At 47.5% G+C, this 19,024-nt stretch carries 19 protein-coding genes; 8 read left to right on the forward strand and 11 right to left on the reverse strand.

Translation table 11 applies throughout. The features are described 5' to 3' along the window. Window positions 1-164 precede the first annotated feature (164 nt). The 3 genes from ACWA5Z_RS01005 to ACWA5Z_RS01015 all read left to right on the forward strand — a co-directional run bounded on the left by ACWA5Z_RS01005 (window position 165) and on the right by ACWA5Z_RS01015 (window position 4,985). The gene (locus ACWA5Z_RS01005) at window positions 165-1,943 is read left to right on the forward strand and encodes an ABC transporter ATP-binding protein/permease (protein ID WP_431053481.1); all 1,779 of its coding nucleotides are present in this window, start codon (window positions 165-167) and stop codon (window positions 1,941-1,943) included. A 788-nt stretch (window positions 1,944-2,731) separates the two neighbouring features. After that, complete coding sequence (htpG, locus tag ACWA5Z_RS01010; RefSeq protein ID WP_431053482.1) at window positions 2,732-4,621, forward strand: molecular chaperone HtpG; 1,890 nt, start codon at window positions 2,732-2,734, stop codon at window positions 4,619-4,621. A 121-nt stretch (window positions 4,622-4,742) separates the two neighbouring features. Beyond that, the gene (locus ACWA5Z_RS01015) at window positions 4,743-4,985 is read left to right on the forward strand and encodes a DUF5339 family protein (protein WP_431053483.1); all 243 of its coding nucleotides are present in this window, start codon (window positions 4,743-4,745) and stop codon (window positions 4,983-4,985) included. An 85-nt stretch (window positions 4,986-5,070) separates the two neighbouring features. Here ACWA5Z_RS01015 and ACWA5Z_RS01020 read toward each other — a convergent pair whose 3' ends face one another. From ACWA5Z_RS01020 to ACWA5Z_RS01035, 4 genes are read right to left on the reverse strand one after another with little or no spacing between them, the layout of a single operon-like run. Further along, on the reverse strand, window positions 5,071-6,027 hold the full coding sequence (locus ACWA5Z_RS01020) for a phosphatidate cytidylyltransferase (RefSeq protein WP_431053484.1): 957 nt from the start codon (window positions 6,025-6,027) through the stop codon (window positions 5,071-5,073). A gap of 9 nt (window positions 6,028-6,036) precedes the next feature. Then, window positions 6,037-6,648, reverse strand: coding sequence for a lysophospholipid acyltransferase family protein (locus ACWA5Z_RS01025; RefSeq protein ID WP_431053485.1), 612 nt, complete (start codon window positions 6,646-6,648; stop codon window positions 6,037-6,039). Continuing rightward, complete coding sequence (locus tag ACWA5Z_RS01030; protein ID WP_431053486.1) at window positions 6,645-7,286, reverse strand: CDP-alcohol phosphatidyltransferase family protein; 642 nt, start codon at window positions 7,284-7,286, stop codon at window positions 6,645-6,647. Before ACWA5Z_RS01030 ends, ACWA5Z_RS01025 begins: the two co-directional genes overlap by 4 nt. Continuing rightward, a complete protein-coding gene (locus tag ACWA5Z_RS01035) occupies window positions 7,283-8,017 on the reverse strand; it encodes a 4'-phosphopantetheinyl transferase family protein (RefSeq protein ID WP_431053487.1) in 735 nt (244 codons plus the stop codon). The genes ACWA5Z_RS01030 and ACWA5Z_RS01035 overlap by 4 nt, the downstream gene beginning before the upstream one ends. 85 nt (window positions 8,018-8,102) lie before the next feature. Between ACWA5Z_RS01035 and ACWA5Z_RS01040 the strand changes: the two genes are divergently transcribed. Together ACWA5Z_RS01040 and ACWA5Z_RS01045 are read left to right on the forward strand one after the other, a co-directional pair. Beyond that, on the forward strand, window positions 8,103-8,813 hold the full coding sequence (locus ACWA5Z_RS01040; RefSeq protein WP_431053488.1) for an AzlC family ABC transporter permease: 711 nt from the start codon (window positions 8,103-8,105) through the stop codon (window positions 8,811-8,813). After that, the gene (locus ACWA5Z_RS01045; RefSeq protein ID WP_431053489.1) at window positions 8,806-9,132 is read left to right on the forward strand and encodes an AzlD domain-containing protein; all 327 of its coding nucleotides are present in this window, start codon (window positions 8,806-8,808) and stop codon (window positions 9,130-9,132) included. The genes ACWA5Z_RS01040 and ACWA5Z_RS01045 overlap by 8 nt, the downstream gene beginning before the upstream one ends. A gap of 53 nt (window positions 9,133-9,185) precedes the next feature. On the opposite strand, the gene ACWA5Z_RS01050 is transcribed toward ACWA5Z_RS01045, so the two are convergent. Continuing rightward, window positions 9,186-10,538 (reverse strand): TolC family outer membrane protein, encoded by a 1,353-nt coding sequence (locus ACWA5Z_RS01050; RefSeq protein ID WP_431053490.1) that lies wholly within the window; start codon window positions 10,536-10,538, stop codon window positions 9,186-9,188. Window positions 10,539-10,660: 122 nt separating this feature from the next. Between ACWA5Z_RS01050 and nudF the strand changes: the two genes are divergently transcribed. Together nudF and cpdA are read left to right on the forward strand one after the other, a co-directional pair. Next, complete coding sequence (nudF, locus tag ACWA5Z_RS01055) at window positions 10,661-11,281, forward strand: ADP-ribose diphosphatase (protein ID WP_431053491.1); 621 nt, start codon at window positions 10,661-10,663, stop codon at window positions 11,279-11,281. Window positions 11,282-11,441: 160 nt separating this feature from the next. Further along, window positions 11,442-12,272: a 3',5'-cyclic-AMP phosphodiesterase gene (cpdA, locus tag ACWA5Z_RS01060; protein ID WP_431053492.1), complete on the forward strand. Its 831-nt coding sequence runs from the start codon at window positions 11,442-11,444 to the stop codon at window positions 12,270-12,272. 85 nt (window positions 12,273-12,357) lie between these two features. Here the strand turns inward: cpdA and dsbB are convergent, their stop codons facing one another. The 3 genes from dsbB to msrB all read right to left on the reverse strand — a co-directional run bounded on the left by dsbB (window position 12,358) and on the right by msrB (window position 14,978). Then, complete coding sequence (gene dsbB, locus ACWA5Z_RS01065; protein WP_431053493.1) at window positions 12,358-12,894, reverse strand: disulfide bond formation protein DsbB; 537 nt, start codon at window positions 12,892-12,894, stop codon at window positions 12,358-12,360. 12 nt (window positions 12,895-12,906) lie between these two features. Then, complete coding sequence (gene nhaB, locus ACWA5Z_RS01070) at window positions 12,907-14,451, reverse strand: sodium/proton antiporter NhaB (protein WP_431053494.1); 1,545 nt, start codon at window positions 14,449-14,451, stop codon at window positions 12,907-12,909. A 134-nt stretch (window positions 14,452-14,585) separates the two neighbouring features. Next, window positions 14,586-14,978: a peptide-methionine (R)-S-oxide reductase MsrB gene (gene msrB, locus ACWA5Z_RS01075; RefSeq protein WP_431053495.1), complete on the reverse strand. Its 393-nt coding sequence runs from the start codon at window positions 14,976-14,978 to the stop codon at window positions 14,586-14,588. Window positions 14,979-15,272: 294 nt separating this feature from the next. Here msrB and gapA point away from each other — a divergent pair, with 294 nt between their 5' ends. Next, window positions 15,273-16,283 (forward strand): glyceraldehyde-3-phosphate dehydrogenase, encoded by a 1,011-nt coding sequence (gene gapA / locus ACWA5Z_RS01080; RefSeq protein WP_431053496.1) that lies wholly within the window; start codon window positions 15,273-15,275, stop codon window positions 16,281-16,283. A 176-nt stretch (window positions 16,284-16,459) separates the two neighbouring features. Here the strand turns inward: gapA and ACWA5Z_RS01085 are convergent, their stop codons facing one another. The 3 genes from ACWA5Z_RS01085 to ACWA5Z_RS01095 form a co-directional block, all read right to left on the reverse strand. Further along, the gene (locus ACWA5Z_RS01085) at window positions 16,460-17,974 is read right to left on the reverse strand and encodes a carbon starvation CstA family protein (protein ID WP_431053497.1); all 1,515 of its coding nucleotides are present in this window, start codon (window positions 17,972-17,974) and stop codon (window positions 16,460-16,462) included. 326 nt (window positions 17,975-18,300) lie between these two features. After that, window positions 18,301-18,480 (reverse strand): DUF5363 domain-containing protein, encoded by a 180-nt coding sequence (locus tag ACWA5Z_RS01090; protein WP_431053498.1) that lies wholly within the window; start codon window positions 18,478-18,480, stop codon window positions 18,301-18,303. Between the two features lie 34 nt (window positions 18,481-18,514). Continuing rightward, on the reverse strand, window positions 18,515-19,006 hold the full coding sequence (locus ACWA5Z_RS01095; protein WP_431053499.1) for a YajQ family cyclic di-GMP-binding protein: 492 nt from the start codon (window positions 19,004-19,006) through the stop codon (window positions 18,515-18,517). Between the last annotated feature and the right edge of the window lie 18 nt (window positions 19,007-19,024).

Here is a 19,024-nt window from a genome sequence, read left to right on the forward strand (position 1 = left end):
AAATAAACTGCGTGTATTATACCTAGGTTAAAATGGCAAAAATTTGTTATAGTGCAAACTTTTGAAACAAAACTAAGATTTTTTATTTAAAAATTTGAGTGTGTTGTTAAACTTTTTAGCTATTTGCGAATCAAATGCTTATCCATTGTTAAATCGAAATTATTATGAACTGGCAACAAGAACTTATTGAATCGTCCGTTTGGCTGGCGCAAGCTTTTATCGGCAGCCTCCTGTTTTTAGCGGCACTGGCGTTTTTATTGATCAAAACCAGCCGCTGGGGCAAACAATTTTGGCAACTGGCCGCCGACTACATTGATCCCAAAACCAATCTCAAAGCCATTATGCTGTTTTTGGTGATCGTTTTATTATCGCTGATGGGCGTGCGCCTAAACGTCGTGATCTCGAATTGGTACAATATCATGTACGGATCGTTGCAAGACTTGAATGCACCGCTCTTTTGGCAGATGATGGCGGTATTCGGCGTGATAGCGACCATCAACGTGGTACTGGTTTTGAGCAACTATTACCTGTCGCAACGTTTTACCATTAACTGGCGCACCACCCTGAACCGCACGTTTGTCGAACGCTGGACAACAAACCGCACTTATTACAAAACGCAATACAGCTACAATCGCTTGGACAACCCCGATCAACGGATTCAACAGGATATCCAATCGTTTGTGTCCAGCTCGCTCAGTTTTTCCACCGGCTTAATCAGTGCGATCACCTCGATTATCGCCTTTACCCTTCTCCTCTGGAAACTCTCCGGCCCGATTGCACTTTCCGGCATGGAAATTCCGCACGGCATGGTCTTTGTCGCCTTCGGCTATGTGTTAATCACCTCGCTGTTTGCCTTTAAATTAGGGCGACCGTTGATTGCGCTCAATTTTTTAAATGAAAAACTCAACGCGAATTACCGTTATTCACTGATTCGGGTAAAAGAGTATGCGGAAAGCATTGCCTTTTACGGCGGTGAAAAAAGCGAACGCAACGCCTTGTTCAGCCAGTTCGAGAAAGTCATTGGTAACGTATGGCAAATCGTGTATCGCAGCCTGAAATTCTCCGGATTTAACCTTATCGTCAGCCAAACCTCGGTGGTGTTTCCGTTTTTGATTCAAGCCGGTCGTTTTTTCAGCCAGCAGATTTCGCTCGGTGACTTAATGCAAACGGTCAATGTGTTCGGCAAATTGCACGACAGCCTGTCGTTTTTCCGCACCTCCTATGACGAGTTCGCCGCTTATAAAGCCACGCTTGACCGTTTAACCGGCTTCAACAGCGCAATGCACAACGCCGAACAACTGCCTATGCCGACAATCAGCGAACACCCTAGCCATGTGCAAGTTAATAACCTGACGGTGAAAACACCGGCGCATACGCCGTTGATCAAAGGGTTGAATCTGGACATTGCGCCGCAAACCCATTTACTGATTCAAGGGCCGTCCGGCGTCGGTAAAACCACCTTGTTGCGCACGCTTGCCGGGTTGTGGGCATATGCCGACGGCGAAATTGCCGCGCCAAGCAATGCGCTGTTCCTGTCACAAAAACCGTATTTGCCGCAAGGCAGTCTGTTAGACGCGCTGTATTATCCCGACACGCCGCCGCAAAAATCAGATTACCGACACGAACAATCAGTGTTGCAAAAAGTGGCATTAGCGCATTTAAGCGATAAATTGACCGATCGCAATGAATGGACGCAGATTTTATCCCTCGGCGAACAACAGCGGGTGGCATTCGCACGGTTGTTGTTGAACCAACCGCAGATTATCTTTTTAGACGAAGCCAGCGCCAGCATGGACGAGGGTTTGGAAGACGCGATGTATCGTTTGTTACAGCAAGAGTTGCCACACAGCACCATCATCAGCGTCGGACACCGCTCTACCTTGAAGCGTTTCCATAACAGCCTGCTATATATTGAACAAGACGGCGGTTGGCGGTTAGAGTAAATTTGCGCTAAGTGCGGTTTGGACTTGGTTTGAACCGCACTTTGCTTTTGGTATTCGTTACTTTCATTCATCTAAAAATCGCTATCGGGTTTCGCCGATGGCGACTGATTTTTTTATCGCTATCGCTTTTTCGCCTTGTGGCGACTTACTTTTTTTGCTTGTCCAAAAAAAGTAAGCAAAAAAATACACCCCAATTGTAGTGCTGATCTTCGCCTTTGCTAATTTCTACGGTCAATTTGTAAACTTGCCTGCTACGCAGGCTTCGGACACGACAAATTGACCTTGAAATCTTCACGCAAACGCTCAGGCACTCCAGATGGGGAATTTAAAACCAACCGCACCGCACTTTCATTTTTCTATTTATAATTAAGTCGTTATATCTTGGGCGCATTCAATGCGCCCCTACCTTCTGTAGTAATTAAAATCTGGTATTCTGCGTCGTGTTTTTCGGGTTCCCTTGTGAACTGCCTGAGCGGGTGTGAAATTTGTAGGGAAATTTTTTTGTTTGAGCGAAGCGAGTTTGCCCGCGTAGCGGGCGCATTAAAAATTTTCCGTTAAGCAAATTCACACTAAGCGAAGATCAGCAGTTCATTAGGGTGTGCTTTCTTTTGCCTACTTTTCTTTGCACAAGCAAAGAAAAGTACGGTCGCCATCGGCGAAACCCGATAGCAACTTTAAGATGCATAAGAAAAAACCAAAGTGCGGTTCACCCCCTTGAAATCGCCCCAACCGCTCCCATATCTAGCCTAACCAAATTTTGTTTAACTAAAGAAAAACAGGAAACAACAATGAGCAATAATCAAGAAACCCGTGGTTTTCAATCTGAAGTCAAACAGTTACTGCAACTGATGATTCACTCCCTTTATTCCAATAAAGAAATTTTCTTGCGCGAACTGATTTCCAACGCCTCCGACGCAGCGGATAAATTGCGCTTCAAAGCCCTTTCCGCGCCGGAATTATACGAAGGCGACGGCGATCTGAAAGTGCGGGTCAGCGCCGATAAAGACAAAGGCACGCTGACCATCAGCGATAACGGCATTGGTATGAACCGCGAACAGATCATCGACCATCTGGGCACAATTGCCAAATCCGGCACCAAAGAATTTTTAAGCAGCTTAGGCTCGGATCAAGCCAAAGACAGCAAACTGATCGGGCAATTCGGGGTCGGCTTCTACTCTGCGTTTATCGTTGCCGATAAAGTCACGGTGAAAAGCCGTGCCGCCGGTGAAAGTGCGGTTCAAGGCGTATTATGGCAGTCTGCCGGCGAAGGCGAATATGAAGTCGCCGACATCGAAAAAGCCGAGCGCGGCACCGAAATCACCTTGCATTTGCGTGAAGACGAAAAAGCGTTTTTGGACGACTGGCGTTTGCGCCAAATCATCAGCAAGTATTCCGACCATATTGATTTGCCGGTCGAATTGCTGGTCAAAGAATTCGATGACGAAGGCAAAGAAACCGGCGTGAAATGGGAAAAAATCAACAAAGCGCAAGCCTTGTGGACACGCAATAAAGCCGACATCAGCGACGACGAATACAAAGAATTCTATAAGCACATCAGCCACGATTTCAGCGATCCGCTGCTGTGGGCGCACAACCGCGTTGAAGGTAAGCAAGAGTACACCAGCCTATTGTATCTGCCGGAAAAAGCCCCTTGGGATCTGTTCAACCGCGAACACAAACACGGCTTGAAATTGTATGTGCAACGGGTGTTTATTATGGACGATGCCGAGCAATTTATGCCGAACTATCTGCGTTTCGTCAAAGGCTTGATCGATTCCAACGATCTGCCGCTGAACGTGTCGCGCGAGATTTTGCAAGACAACAAAGTGACTGCGGCGTTGCGTAAAGCCCTAACCAAACGCGCCTTAGGCATGATCGAAAAATTGGCGAAAGACGAAGATAAACAAAAATACCAAAACTTCTGGCAGGCATTCGGTTTGGTGCTGAAAGAGGGCTTGGCGGAAGATCACGCCAACCAACAAGAGATCGCCAAACTGTTGCGTTTCGCTTCCACTCACAACGACAGCAGCGAACAAACCGTATCGTTGGAAGACTATGTGGCGCGCATGAAAGAGGGGCAAAAAGCGATTTACTATATCACCGCCGACAGCTACATCGCCGCCAAAAACAGTCCGCACTTGGAGCTGTTCAATAAAAAAGGCATTGAAGTATTGTTACTGTCCGACCGTATCGACGAATGGGTGTTGGGCTACTTCAACGAATTTGACGGCAAGCCGCTGCAATCGGTCACCAAATCCGACTTGGATCTGGGCGATTTAGCCGATAAAGAGCAGGAAGAGAGCTACAAAGCGCAAGATGAAGAATTCGGTTCATTTATCGAGCGCGTAAAAGGCTACTTGGGCGAGCGCGTGAAAGACGTGCGCTTGACTCACCGCCTGAGCGATACGCCGGCGATTGTCTCGACCGACAACGATCAAATGACCACGCAAATGGCAAAACTGTTCGCCGCCGCCGGGCAACCGGTGCCGGAAGTAAAATATACCTTTGAGCTGAATCCGGAGCACGCACTGGTCAAGAAAACCGCCGACACCAGCGACGAAGCGCAATTCGGCGAATGGGTTGAACTGCTGTTCGATCAAGCCATGCTGTCCGAACGCGGCACGTTGGAAAATCCGACGGCGTTTATTAAGCGCATGAATTCCCTGTTCATTAAATAAAATTTTTCGGCAAGGGTAATTTTTTGTAAAAAAAAACAATTCTTTGTGATTTTGATAAAATAGTGTAGCCGTAACAATCGTTATGGCTATCTTATAATATTTCTTAAAAGAGGAGTTTTTTATGAAAAAAGTCATGCTAGCCGCTGTATTAGGTCTATTTGCCTTTTCTGCCAATGCCGCCGATCTGGATCCGCAGTGTGACGCATATTTCAAAGCGGTTGACGAATATGTGGAAAAAGCACCTGACGCCATCAAACAACAAATGGAAGAAAGTAAAAAGCAAATGGCCGCTATGCCGCTAGCCACACAAAAAATGGCGTGTGAACAAGCACTGGAAGCATTGAAACAAATGCCGAAAATGTAATTTCACCGCTATCGTTTTAAACGGCCCGAAGTGCGGTCAGATCAATCTGTATCTGACCGCACTTTTATGTTGCTCAAATGAAAATTTAAAAATAGGTATAACGCACCAAATGGAAAAACACCGGGGCGGCAAACAGCACCGAATCGATCCGATCCATAATGCCGCCGTGCCCTGAAATCATCACGCCCCAATCTTTGGCGCCCATGCTGCGTTTGACCGCCGACAGCGACAAACCGCCGAGAAAGCCGCAAATCACAATCACCAACGAAAACAGTGCCGCATAACCGATACTGAACGGGGTGATCCACCAAAGTGCGGTACCGACCGCCACCGCCAATGCGCCGCCGCCCAGCAAGCCCTCGACGGTTTTACTCGGGCTGACTTTCGGCGCCAGTTTATGCTTACCAAACAGCTTGCCGACCACATACTGAAATACATCACTTAACTGCACCACGATTAACAGGTACATCAACAACAGCAAACCTTGCCCCTCGAATTCCAAATCCGGCAGCAGCAACAGTGCCGGCGCATAACTGAGGCAATAAACCGTCAACATCATGCCCCACTGGATTTTGGTGGTGCGCTCGAAAAATGCCTGCGTATCGCCGGATAACGCCTGAATCGCCGGCAGAATCAAAAAGCCGTACACCGGCAGGCACATCACGAACAACCCGTACCATTCGATACCAATCAACCAATATTGCAGCGGAATGGCGACATAAAAACAGAACACCAACGCCCAATAATCGGCACGGCGGGTCGGGGTTAGGGTGATAAATTCGCGCAGCGCGAAAAACGAGAGCAAGCCGTATAACACCAAGGTCGCCACTTTGCCGAAGATAAAGCACAGCACCAAAATCGCCACCATGCTCCACCACGCGTTAATCCGATGATTCAGATTATCAATCACCTCGCCGCTTTTTTTATACGCCAGCCAACGCCCGATCAGCGTCGCGATCAGCAATAATGCCAACATCCCGCCCAACACCCACCAAAATTTGCCCGGAATACGGTTAAGCGTTTCAATCAATACATTCCACATCGTCAACTCCTATTTTGCTGATAGCAGCGGTTGCGATAAGGCAATCACCGCTTGTCTGGCTTGACGTAAAAATTCGGCTTTATCCCAATTCGGATCGCATGCCAACGGCTCGCCAAAAGTGACCGTACAGCCGAACGGCAGCGGTAAAAACGCGCCTTTCGGCAAGCTGCGCCGGGTATTGTCCAAATAGACCGGCACGAGTTGCAACTGCGGGTAACGTTGGCTCAAATGGTACAAACCGGCTTTAAATTCCGCCGGTTCATTTTCCAGCGAACGGGTGCCCTCCGGAAACAGAATCAACGAATCGCCCTGCTCAAGTGCGGTATACAACGGTTGCAGCGGATCATCGCTTTTGCCTTCGCGATCAATCAGCACCGCATTCAAAGCGCGTTTGGCAATCAGCCCGCGCAGTCCGCTTTTATCCCAATAATCTTTCGCCGCCACCGGGCGAATCTTGGCGCGATATTCCGCGGCGAAAGACGACCAAATCGCCAGCGTGTCTAAATGGCTGGTGTGATTGGCAAAATAGAGCCGTTGCTGCGCACTTGGGCGATTGTTGCGCCAATAGGGATACGCCCCGATCAGCAATTTGGTTAGTGCCGCTAATAAGTTGGCAATCATTGTGACCTCGCTTGTTGCGCCAATTCGGCAGAAATCCGACGGGTGCGTAATACGCAAGTCAGCAATGAACCGAGCACAATCGTCAGTAATGCCAAGGATAAGACATATTGGCTTTGCCATTGCAGCCATTCAAATGCGCCGAACAGGCAAGCGGCGGTTAAGACCGCCATACGTTGCTGTTTTGCCATTGGGCCGCTAAAACGTTGCTCCAATCCCAACGAGCCGCCGAGTACACGGATATAGGCGGTAATCACCGCCAACAGCGCGCCCAACCATCCGAGCCATGCCAGCCCGACGGCAAAGCCGAGTGCCAGAATCAACACCGAATCCGCCACCCGATCGGGAATTTCATTATACAACGCGCCGTTGGCGGTTTTTTTACCGCCTTCCACCGCCACCATGCCGTCGAATAAATTGCACAGTAAGCGCAGTTGGATCAAAAGTGCGGTCAGGATCAAGCCGAAAGTATTGGGTAAAAACGCCAGCAATAATGCGCCGAGTAAGGCAAATACGATACTCAGCAGGGAGATCTGATTCGGGGTCGGGCTGTTGCGTTGCGCCAGTTTTTTGGCGAACGCCTGCGCCCAGCGGCTGTTACGCGTTGCAAGTGGACGGCGGTTTTTCTCGCTTGCTGTCATATGTTGTCCTTATTTACATGATAAATACGCTGTTTTGTCAAGTTAGCAAAATTCATCTCATGTTGCCAAGCAAAAAGTTGCGGCGCTGGTTCATTATCTTGTTGTAAAAAATAAGCAAGATAAAACGGCAATTCGTCGCTAAAAAACAACTTGCCCGGCGGTGCATAAGCGCATTCGATTTGCAACCTTTCCGGGCGGTGGATCACCGAACGCAGTTTGACAATGCCGACCCCTTGCGATTTCAGCACCGCTTCGCGTAAGCACCAAGTGCGGTAGAACGCCGCTTCAGCATCCGGCTGCTCAGCAAACCACTGCTGTTCGGCAGTGTCGGCATAAAAACGGATCAAGCCGTTAAAGTTTCGCACTTTTTGCGGACTTTCGATATCAATCGCGACCGCACTTTTGTCGTTTTCTCCCATCGCCAATATCACAGCCACCCAATCGCCGGAATGGCTGATATTAAAATCCAAGTGCGGTATATCAGTAAAATAGGGGCGACCGCTGGCGGTGCGTTGAATCCGCTCCAATAACGAAAGCGGTTGTTGAACATGTTCTAATAATTTTGCCAATAAAAAATGTGCCAAAATACTACATTGCCGCCGCTGTTGCCGACGGGCATTGCCCGTCTCTACCCGCTGCAAAAACGCCTGCGGCAGATATTGCCGCAACACCGCACTTGACGGCAGATCGGCGATATTGCCCCAGATGACCGCACTTTGAACTTTTTGCATGCATTCCCCCAATTGATTAATGACAAGTTGCTTGGCTTTGTTTAGACTAGCCTCTTATTTACAAAATAACAATCCGTTATCCGATATGAACAGCACATCTTCCGCCCCGTCCGTAACAAGCTGGCGCGCCTTAATTAAACTTACCCTGCCGATTGCAATGGGCTATTACGCCGCCGGCATTGCTTACGGCATTCTCGGTGTCAGCGCGGGTTTACCGCTGTGGTTGGTGGTGCTGATGAGCGTGTTTGTTTACACCGGCGCCGGGCAATATGCCGCGCTGCCGCTGTTCGCCGCTGCCGCCGGCTTTTTTCCGATTGTGATTAATACCTTCCTGATTAGCCTGCGCCAAATTTTCTATACGCTGGCACTGCATGCCGATTTGCCGAAACGCGGTTGGCGGCGTTGGTACGGCACGTTTTCGATCACCGACGAAAGCTACGCCTTGGTTTCCACCCAGCCGCCGGCGAACCGTGCAATCCAGATGACACAAATCAATTTTTTATGTCAGTTTTACTGGGTCTCGGCTTCGCTGTTAGGCGGCTTACTCGGTGCGGAACTTGCCGATAGCATACCGCACTTGTCGTTTGCGCTGCCTTGCCTGTTTATTATTTTGGCTTATGAACAATATCGCCAAGCGCGCCAGATCTTTCCGATTTTCCTGGCGCTGATTGCCTTCGCGGTTGCAAAAATGTTTGCTGCGGATTGGCTGATGTTAGCCGCGATTCTCGTGAGTATCTTAGTGATTTTGGCACGTTATAAATTAGCCTTGCAACAACAAGGAGAACAGCATGAGTAATTGGCAATTCGTTTTGACCATGTTCGGCATGGCAATGGCGATTTTCACTTGCCGCGCCCTGCCGCTGTTTTTGCCGCAACGTTGGCTGCAATTGGGCTGGCTGCAACATTTGAACCGCACTTTACCGTTGTGCATTATGCTGATTCTGCTGTTCAGCAGCCTGACGGTTCCCAACGATTTTTCAGCGGCGTTGCTCGACAGCGTGCGCGAATTGTTGGCGCTCAGTGCCGTATTAGCCAGTTATATCTGGCGGCGTAATATGCTGTTGAGTGTGGTGATCGGCGTGCTAGGCATTAATTTGTTATATTGGCTGATTTAAAAAATGCCGGGCAATTTGCCCGACAGCGTTTCATCTCGCATTAACATCGACCGTTACAGCTTGGTTTTCACCGTTAACATCTTATGCAGCCGGGTTAAATCGCTTTCATTCAATGTGCCTGCCAATTGGCGCAATTGCAATTCCAACAATAAATAGTTATAACGTGCCGACGCCAGTTGGCGTTGCGCTTCATGGCGGGTGCGGGTGCTGGTCAATACGTCCAAAATGGTGCGAGTGCCGGCATTATAACCCGACAACGTCGCCTGATAGGCACTCTCCGATGAACGCACATATTGCCGATAGGCTTTGATCGAGCTGGACGACGCATTCAGGCTGTTCACGGTTGAACGGATATTGCGCACCAGATCACGATAAGTCGATTCCAAGCCTTCGGCGCTGCTGACAAAAGCCTGTTGCTGCTGACGCACGCGTGAGCTGGTTTGTCCGCCGGTATACAGCGGTATCGCCACTTCCACCCCGATCGTGGCTTGATCGACATTGCGATCCGGAATGCCGTAATTGCTGGCAATCGGCATGCGCGAATTGGTATGGGTTAGCCCGGCAACCAAATTGACCGTCGGTAAATAGGCGCTTTCCGCTACTTTAATCCCCTCTTTCGCCAGCGCTTTGCCCATTTTGTAATAGGTTAAGGTCAAATTTTGTTGTTCGCCCTGCGCAATGTATTGCTGCGGATTGGCATAAGTCTGGGTTTTAAATTTTTTGGTATTCAGCTTATTTATATCCGACGGATACTGCCCGGTGATCTCATATAAGGCTTCGACGCTGTTATCGACGTCATTTTTCGCCATGATCTCATTGGCGATCACGCTGTCATACTGCGCTTGGGCTTCGTCCACATCGGTGATCGCCACCAGACCCACCTGATACAGCTTATTGGTATCGCTGAGCTGGCTGTAAACCGCTTTTTTCTCCGCCTCCACCGAATTCAGGGTTTCGATACTGTTCAGCACCGAAACATATACCGTCGCCACGCGATACAATAAATTTTGCTGCGCCGCCTGATAAGCAACTTCCGCCTGCTGCGCGGTTTTTTCCTGCAATGACAGATTGCGCCACAAACTCATATCGAATAAGGCTTGTCTCAGATTCAACCCGACGCTAAAAGTGCGGTTCTGGCTGAAACTGTTGTTATAGCCGCTGTTATGCCGGGTGCCGTGGTCGACATAACGGCTGGCGCCATAGTTGGCATTGGCACTCAGTTGCGGCAACAATGCTCCTTGCGCCTGATGTTTTCCTTCGATAATCCGTTGGCTGTCGGCATAGGCTTTTTTCACCACCGGGTCACTGTTTTTCGCCTGTTCGTAGGCCTCCAGCAGCGAGGCTGCCCCCGCCTGCTGTGCCAGCCCTAACGTTAACACTGACAACAACAATGTCATTTTTTTCATTTTTCTTCTCCACTAAATGATCGTTCATTCATTTTACCGAAAAGCCACTGCAAAAAAAACCGTTAATTTGTTAAACTAGCGGCTGGCAAAACCGCACTTTTATAGCTGATAAGGAACCTAGCATGTCTATCGAACATTTTTCCGCCGCCGATTTGGAAATCCAACAACAGGATTTGGTTTACGACGGTTTTTTCAAACTGTATAAAATTCAATTTCGTCACAAACTGTTTGCCGGCGGCTATAGCGGTACGGTGACCCGCGAATTGCTGTATAAAGGCGCCGCCTCGGCGGTGATTGCTTATGATCCGCTGCGTGATCAGGTGGTGTTGGTCGAACAAGTGCGGATCGGGGCATATGTTGCCGAAAGCAATCAATCACCGTGGCTGTTGGAATTAATCGCCGGCATGGTGGAGGAAAACGAGCAACCGTTAGCAGTGGCGCACCGGGAAGCGCAAGAAGAAGCCGGCGTGATTATTCAGCAAATGTTACCGGCGCTCAGCGTGTGGGACAGCCCGGGCGGCGTATTTGAGCGTATTCATCTGTTTGCCGGCAAAGTCGATACGGCTCAAGCCGGCGGTTTGCACGGGCTGGCGGAAGAACATGAAGACATCAAAGTGCATGTCGTCAGCCGCGAACAAGCCTATCAATGGGTGGAAAACGGTCAAATCGACAACAGTATTGCGGTGATTGGATTACAATGGCTGCAACTGAATTATCAACGTTTGCAAAAACAGTGGTTATAGCCCGATAAAAAGTGATATATATCTATATTTTCGCCATTTGTTTACACTAAAATGTGCGCCTACTAGCATTTTTAATATAAAAATACTGACATTTTTATCAAAAACAGTATCTTATCAGTTACAAATTATTTTTATTTTTTATAAAATTTGTTGGTATATTTTGAGAACGACTTTTTTACACCATTCGGACAGTACGCCGGTGCGGTTTATTCAAGTAACCGATCCCCATCTGTTTGCCGATAAAAAATCCGAGCTATTGGGGATTAATACCTTTGATAGTTTCGCTGCGGTGTTATCCGAAATTAAGCAAACACCCTTTAACTTCGAGTTTGTCTTGGCTACCGGGGATTTGGTGCAAGACAGCAGCTTGGAGGGATACCGCTATTTCAGCGAGGAGATTACACGGCTGCAAAAACCGGTGTTTTGGATTCCGGGCAATCACGATTATCAGCCGCATATGGTCGATGTGCTCAATCGGCAGTCCGACTATATTTCTCCGTTGAAACACATTATCGTTAACCAGCGTTGGCAAATTCTCATGCTCGACAGCCAGGTGCTGAATGTGCCGCACGGCTATTTAAACCAGTACCAACTGGATTGGCTGCTGGCAAAACTGGAACAATATCCGGATTTGTACAGCGTGGTGGTGCTACATCACCATATTGCGCCGACCCGTTCCGCTTGGTTGGATCAACATAACCTGCGCAACACCTCCGAATTTTTAAGCTGTCTGAACCAACATCAACGGATCAAAGCGATTGTCAGCGGGCATATTCATCAGGCAATGGATATCCAATGGAATAACTACCGCATTCTGACCACGCCATCGACCTGCATTCAGTTTAAATCCGACAGCTATCACTTCAGTTTGGGGGCAATGCCGCCGGGTTGGCGTGAATTTGAGCTGTATCCTGACGGCACATTAAAAACACAAGTGAAACGCATTAAAGAAAATTTATTCACGCCGGATTTTAATATTTCAGGTTATTAAAACAAACGGCAAAACGCAAAGAGCGGTTATCGACCCGAATGGATAGATAACCGCTCTTTTGTATATGCCGCCGATTTGAAACGGCTTATTTAAACAGCGTCCGTTGGCGTGAACGTGTCGGCTTGACTTGGCTGATCAGCACTAATCCCAACAGCAAAATATAAGCGGCAAAAATCACAATTAACCACTGCGGCATGGCAAAGCCCAAAAATGACCATTGCAATTCGCTGCAAGAACCGTAAGCTTCGAACATTTGCGGCAACCATTTATTCAACGGTAATGTCGTTGGAAACTCCACCATCAACGGGCATTGGTTCCACGGTGCCGGATCCAATTGATAGTCGGTGTGTTGCAACGCTAACAGTAATCCTTTTACCGCACTGAACAAACCGATTGCCAATGCTAATAAACGGATTAACAACAAGCGCGGTGCCAACATCCCGATTAATGCGGCGAGCGCAATCCCCAAAAATGCAACCCGTTCATAAATGCACATTACACAAGGTTCGAGCTTCATCCCGTGTTGAAAGTATAAACCCGTTGCTTCAAACGCCAGGCACGAAAGCAATAACAAAAACCAGCTGCCGCGGCTAAGAGAAACCTGTTTTAAATAATTGAGCATTCGCTTTCCTTCTTATGTTGTAACAATCCAGCCGACACTTTCAAACCAAATCATCAATTTTGGCAACAATAATTCTACGGATACTAACCCAACCAGCGATAAAACGATAGTATAAGGTAATGCCATGTAAACCATTCGTCCATAAGATAAACGAATTAACGGTGCAAATGAAGACGTTAGTAAGAATAAGAAAGCGGCTTGTCCATTCGGCGTTGCGACCGACGGCAGGTTGGTACCGGTGTTAATCGCCACCGCAATCAGCTCAAACTGCTGTTGGGAGATCGTGCCTGCCATTAATGCCGCTTTAGCTTCATTGATATACACCGTACCGACGAATACGTTATCAGAAATCGCAGATAATAGCCCGTTAAAGATATAAAATAACGCTAGCTGGGTTTCTTCGGAGGCATGCAATACAAACTGGATAATCGGTTGAAACAAGCCTTGATCGATAATCACCGACACTACCGCGAAAAATACCACCAATAATGAAGCAAACGGCAGCGCATCTTGGAACGCCTTACCCAAAGCATGCTCTTCGGTGATACCGCAAAATGCCGTGGCCAAAATAATTACGCTTAATCCGATTAAACCGACTGCCGCCAAATGGAATGCCAAACCGCAAATCAACCAGATCCCAACCAATGCCTGGACATACAATTTGGCACGATCCTGTTCGGTCAATTTTCGGCTCCGCTCCCGTTCATAACGCGCCAGCACCACCCAGACTTTTTGCGGCAAACGTTGCCCGTAACCGAACACTTTGAAGCGTTCCAACGCCACGCAAGTCAACGCACCGCAACACAAAACGGGTAACGTCACCGGCAGCATACGCACGAAAAACTCACCGAAGCCCCAGTCTGCCTGAGCAGCAATAATCAAGTTTTGCGGCTCGCCCACCATGGTCATCACCCCGCCAAGTGCGGTACCGATCCCGGCATGCATCATCAAACTGCGTAAAAAGCTGCGGAATTGCTCCAAGGTATTACGCGACATATCAATTTTTTGATCGTTGAAAATATCGTCGGAATTATCATCGAAGGTATAACCGGAAGCCACTTTGTGATAAACCGCATAGAAGCCGGTGCCGACGCTGATAATCACCGCCACCACGGTCAAAGCGTCAAGAAACGCCGATAAAAAAGCCGCGCACAGGCAAAATGCCAGCGAAAGGCGCAACTTGGAATGAATGCCTAATAACAGTTTAGTGAAAATAAACAACAACAACTGCTTCATAAAGAAGATCCCCGCCACCATAAACATCAACAGCAGCAAGACTTCAATATTCGCCATCACTTCGTGCATAATTTGGTTCGGCGTGGTCATGCCGATAAAAATAGCCTCGATGACCAACAAGCCTCCGGCTTGCAACGGATAACACTTTAACGCCATTGCCAAGGTAAAGATAAATTCCGCAACCAACAACCAACCCGCCCAAAAGGGACTGATCGCATAATAAACGATCGGATTTACAATCAAAAATCCCAAAATACACGCTTTATACCAATCCGGTGTTTTTCCTAAAAAATTACGCAAAATCGCACGACTGTAATTCATGTTGTTATCCCAACTTTCTTTTTAATTTAAATATGATAAGACATTAAGCTCTATTGTAATCAAGATACGCAAAAAGGATAATGCTGTTATAATCCGATGTGGAAAAATGCTAGCTAAATCACATTTTACCGCCGCTAACCTTCGATTATTTCGCCACTTTGCCGATCTTCAAAAACCAACGAGACCGAATTGACACAAAAACGTAACCCGGTCGGCGGCGGACCGTCGTCAAAAACATGCCCTAAATGCGAATCACAGTTGCCGCAGCGAATCTCCGTGCGATGGCGCCCCAAACTGTAATCGTCCAGATAGCGAATCGCCTGTTCCGACACCGTTTGGTAAAAACTCGGCCAACCGCAACCGGCATCAAATTTGGTGTCCGATAAAAAAAGCGGTGTATCGCATAATAAGCAACGATACAGCCCGACACCCTGCTGCCGTAATAATTTCCCGCTAAACGGCAATTCCGTGCCTTGCTCGAGGCAAACCCGCCGCTGTTCGGCGTTCAACCGCGCTCTTGTTTTCATCCTTTTCCCCGTTAATATCGAAACCTGAATTCCGTCTCATTCTAAAACAAAATACAACAAAATATCTCGATTTTCTGCCCCTATACCCGACATTCATTATCTGCTATATTTTTTTCGCTATCTTGACTTGCCTCAAGAATTTGTTGTTTCGAAGCAAGGCAAACCTGTGATATACTTCACAGAGTTACATGAAACCGCTATAACGCACGAAAATGAAACAAAATGTAACGTTTTTAGGCGAAATAGCAGCTAAATGTAGTAATTTTGTTAAACTTAATCAAGGGTAAAAATCTCATGGCAATTAAAATTGGTATTAATGGTTTTGGCCGTATCGGTCGTATCGTTTTCCGTGCAGCTCAACAACGCGATGACATCGAAGTTGTTGGTATCAACGACTTAATCGACGTTGATTACATGGCTTATATGTTGAAATACGATTCTACTCACGGTCGTTTCGACGGTAGCGTTGAAGTGAAAGACGGCAACTTAATTGTTAACGGCAAAACCATTCGTGTTACCGCTGAACGTGATCCTGCGAACCTGAAATGGAACGACATCGGTGTTGATATTGCGGTTGAAGCGACCGGTTTATTCTTAACTGACGAAACCGCACGCAAACACATCACTGCCGGCGCTAAAAAAGTGGTTTTAACCGGTCCGTCAAAAGATAACACCCCAATGTTCGTTAGCGGCGTAAACTTCGGCGAATATGCTGGCCAAGATATCGTTTCCAATGCTTCATGCACCACTAACTGCTTAGCCCCTCTGGCTCGCGTTATTCATGAAACTTTCGGTATCAAAGACGGTTTGATGACCACCGTTCACGCCACCACGGCAACCCAAAAAACCGTTGACGGCCCTTCTGCAAAAGACTGGCGCGGCGGTCGCGGTGCGGCACAAAACATCATCCCTTCTTCAACCGGTGCCGCCAAAGCGGTCGGTAAAGTATTGCCGGCATTAAACGGCAAACTGACCGGTATGGCGTTCCGTGTTCCGACACCGAACGTGTCTGTTGTTGACTTGACCGTTAACCTGGAAAAACCAGCTTCTTACGAGCAAATCAAAGCGGCAATCAAAGACGCAGCCGAAGGTAAAACCTTCAACGGCGAATTGAAAGGCGTATTGGGTTACACTGAAGACGCCGTTGTTTCTACCGACTTTAACGGTTGTGCCTTGACTTCCGTATTCGATGCGGATGCAGGTATCGCATTAACCGACACTTTCGTGAAATTGGTTTCTTGGTACGATAACGAAACCGGTTATTCAAACAAAGTATTAGACTTGGTTGCTCACATCGCTAAATAATTGCGCTGTTAAGCCACCCCATTCATACCGCACTTTCGGTTCAACACCAAAGTGCGGTATTTTTTTGCCTAAAGCCTAAACCTAAAAATAGCCAGCCGTTTTCCCGCTAATAATCAATACCAAAAAACCTCGCCAAAAATATGACAAGGTTTTGTGCTCTTTAATCTGGCTTAGTTTTAAGCCACTTCCGAATCCGGATCGCCGTTGGCAATCGGTTTTAACATCAGGAAGAAGGCAAGGGTAACCGCAATGGTAATTGCAAAGCCGACATAGACTGCCGTTTGATATTCTAAGCCAAAGCCAATCGGCGCATAAGCAAGGAAGGTCGAACAAACGGTGGTCATAAAGATCGCCGGAATGGTACATACCCAGTGGAATTTATTGTAACGGTATAAGTACGCCGCAGCCACCCACAACATCACCGTTGCCGTGGTTTGGTTCGCCCAACCGAAATAACGCCACAGGATGGAGAAGTCAACTTTTGATACCATAAATCCGACCGCAAACAGTGGAATCGCAATCATCAACCGTTTGGCTATATTGCGTTGATCCATGTGGAAGAAATCGGCAATCAACAAACGTGCGGCACGGAAAGCAGTATCGCCGGAAGTAATCGGCAGAATCACCACGCCTAACACCGCCAAAATACCGCCGAATACGCCCAGCATACCGATTGCAGAGTCATATACCACTTTCGACGGCGTACCGGCGGCAATCGCCGCATTCATCGCTTCGGAAGATTCGTAAAAACTCAAACCGACCATACACCAGATTAAGGCAATCACCCCTTCGCCAATCATCGCACCATAGAAAATAAAACGGCCTTCTTTTTCATTTTCGGTACAACGTGCCATTAACGGAGATTGCGTTGCATGAAAGCCGGAAATCGCACCACAGGCAATGGTGATGAACAATAACGGCCAAATCGGCAGCTCTTTCGGATGTAGGTTTTGCAAGAAGGTGCCAAAATCAACATCCATACCGACCGTTCTGAAGAACGGAATACCTTCGAAGATTAAACCGAACAGCATGCCGATGGTCATAAACAGTAACAACGCACCAAAAATCGGATAAACACGACCAATAATTTTATCAATCGGCACTAACGTCGCGACGATGTAGTAAACAAAAATAATACCGGTCCAAATCATCAAGATTTGCGCATTGTTCGTACCGGCGCTTTCGTTAACCGCCCCTGCGCCAACCGCACCGGAATTCAGGATATCACCGGTAATGTTGGTTAACAGCGATGCCGGGCTTGCCACGAACACCACGCCGACCAACAACAGCAATAGAATTGCCAAGATATTCATAAAGTGTCTAATCGGCTGTCCCAAGTATTTTCCGGCTAAAAACGGAATATTGGCGCCCTTGTTACGAATACTGAGCATTCCGCAGAAATAATCATGCACCGCACCGGCGAAAATACAACCGAAAACGATCCACAACATTGCCACCGGACCGTATAACGCCCCCAGAATCGGACCGAAAATCGGCCCGGTTCCGGCAATATTCAGCAACTGGATCAACCAAATTTTTTTCTTTGACATCGGCACATAATCGCACCCGTCAGCCATATGGTGTGCCGGGGTGGCACGGGACGGATTGATTTTGAAGATACGCTCAATAATCGAACCGTAGATGAAATAACCAGCGAGCAACAAGGCAACGCAGAGAAAAAACCATAACATAGTAAGCACCTCAAAAATTGGACATATTAGGGTGCGGGCATTCTATCAGAATTTATGCCGAGTGAAAGAAATGTAAAAAAATATTGAATAGTTTTATGCCAGAAATGTGATAAAAAACACAATTTACCCAGACTGCAGTGCAAGAAACGGACAAATAATCATGTTCTTCGCTTGAGTTTCTGTTTTTAGCGCCTCTGACCAAGGGACATCATCTTCGCTCAGTACGCAAAAAACACTGTAGATCGCGCGATCAAGATAAGAAAAAAACCTGCTTCAGTTAAAGCAAACCAAAGCAGGGCTATTATCAATAGTAAAACAATAACAAGCTATTTATTTTCGCTTGGTGGTGTTTTCTTCTCTAATTCCGGATCTTGTCTGACGATCGGCACACAACGACGGCAACCGCCGCCCTGATCCGCGCCCACCTCTTTACAAAACGCGTCGTATTTATCCAATGCACGTTTAAACCAGCTTTTTTTCTGTGGTGCACTCTTTGCTTCTGTCATTTTGCCTCCTGAATAAAGAATTGAGCAACGCCAATTAATCGCGGAAATTATTAAATTGGAACGGTTGCCCCAACTCCGCGCCTTTGACCAGTTGAATCACCGCTTGTAAGTCATCGCGGGATTTGCCGCTCACCCGCACTTGATCGCCTTGAATTTGGGTTTGCACTTTGATTTTGGCGTCTTTCACCAACTTGGTGATTTTCTTCGCCATCTCGCTTTCAATCCCTTGTTTGATTTTCACTTCTTTGCTGTAAATTTTGCCGCTGTGCTCAAACTGTTCGTCAATATCCAACGAATTATGCTCGATACCGCGTTTAATCATGGCGTTGCGCAAAATATCCAACAACTGTTCGACCTGAAAATCCGACTCACTGCTGACTTTGATTTTGACCTCTTTTTCATTCAGCTCTATCGTGGCGTGTACGTTTTTGAAATCCCAGCGGTTGCTCAAATCACGGTTGGCATTTTCCACCGCATTGCGCACTTCGTGTGCGGTTACCTCGGATACTATATCAAAAGAAGGCATACTCTCTTTCTCCTCAAT

It is taken from the genome of Testudinibacter sp. P80/BLE/0925 (assembly GCF_053570785.1).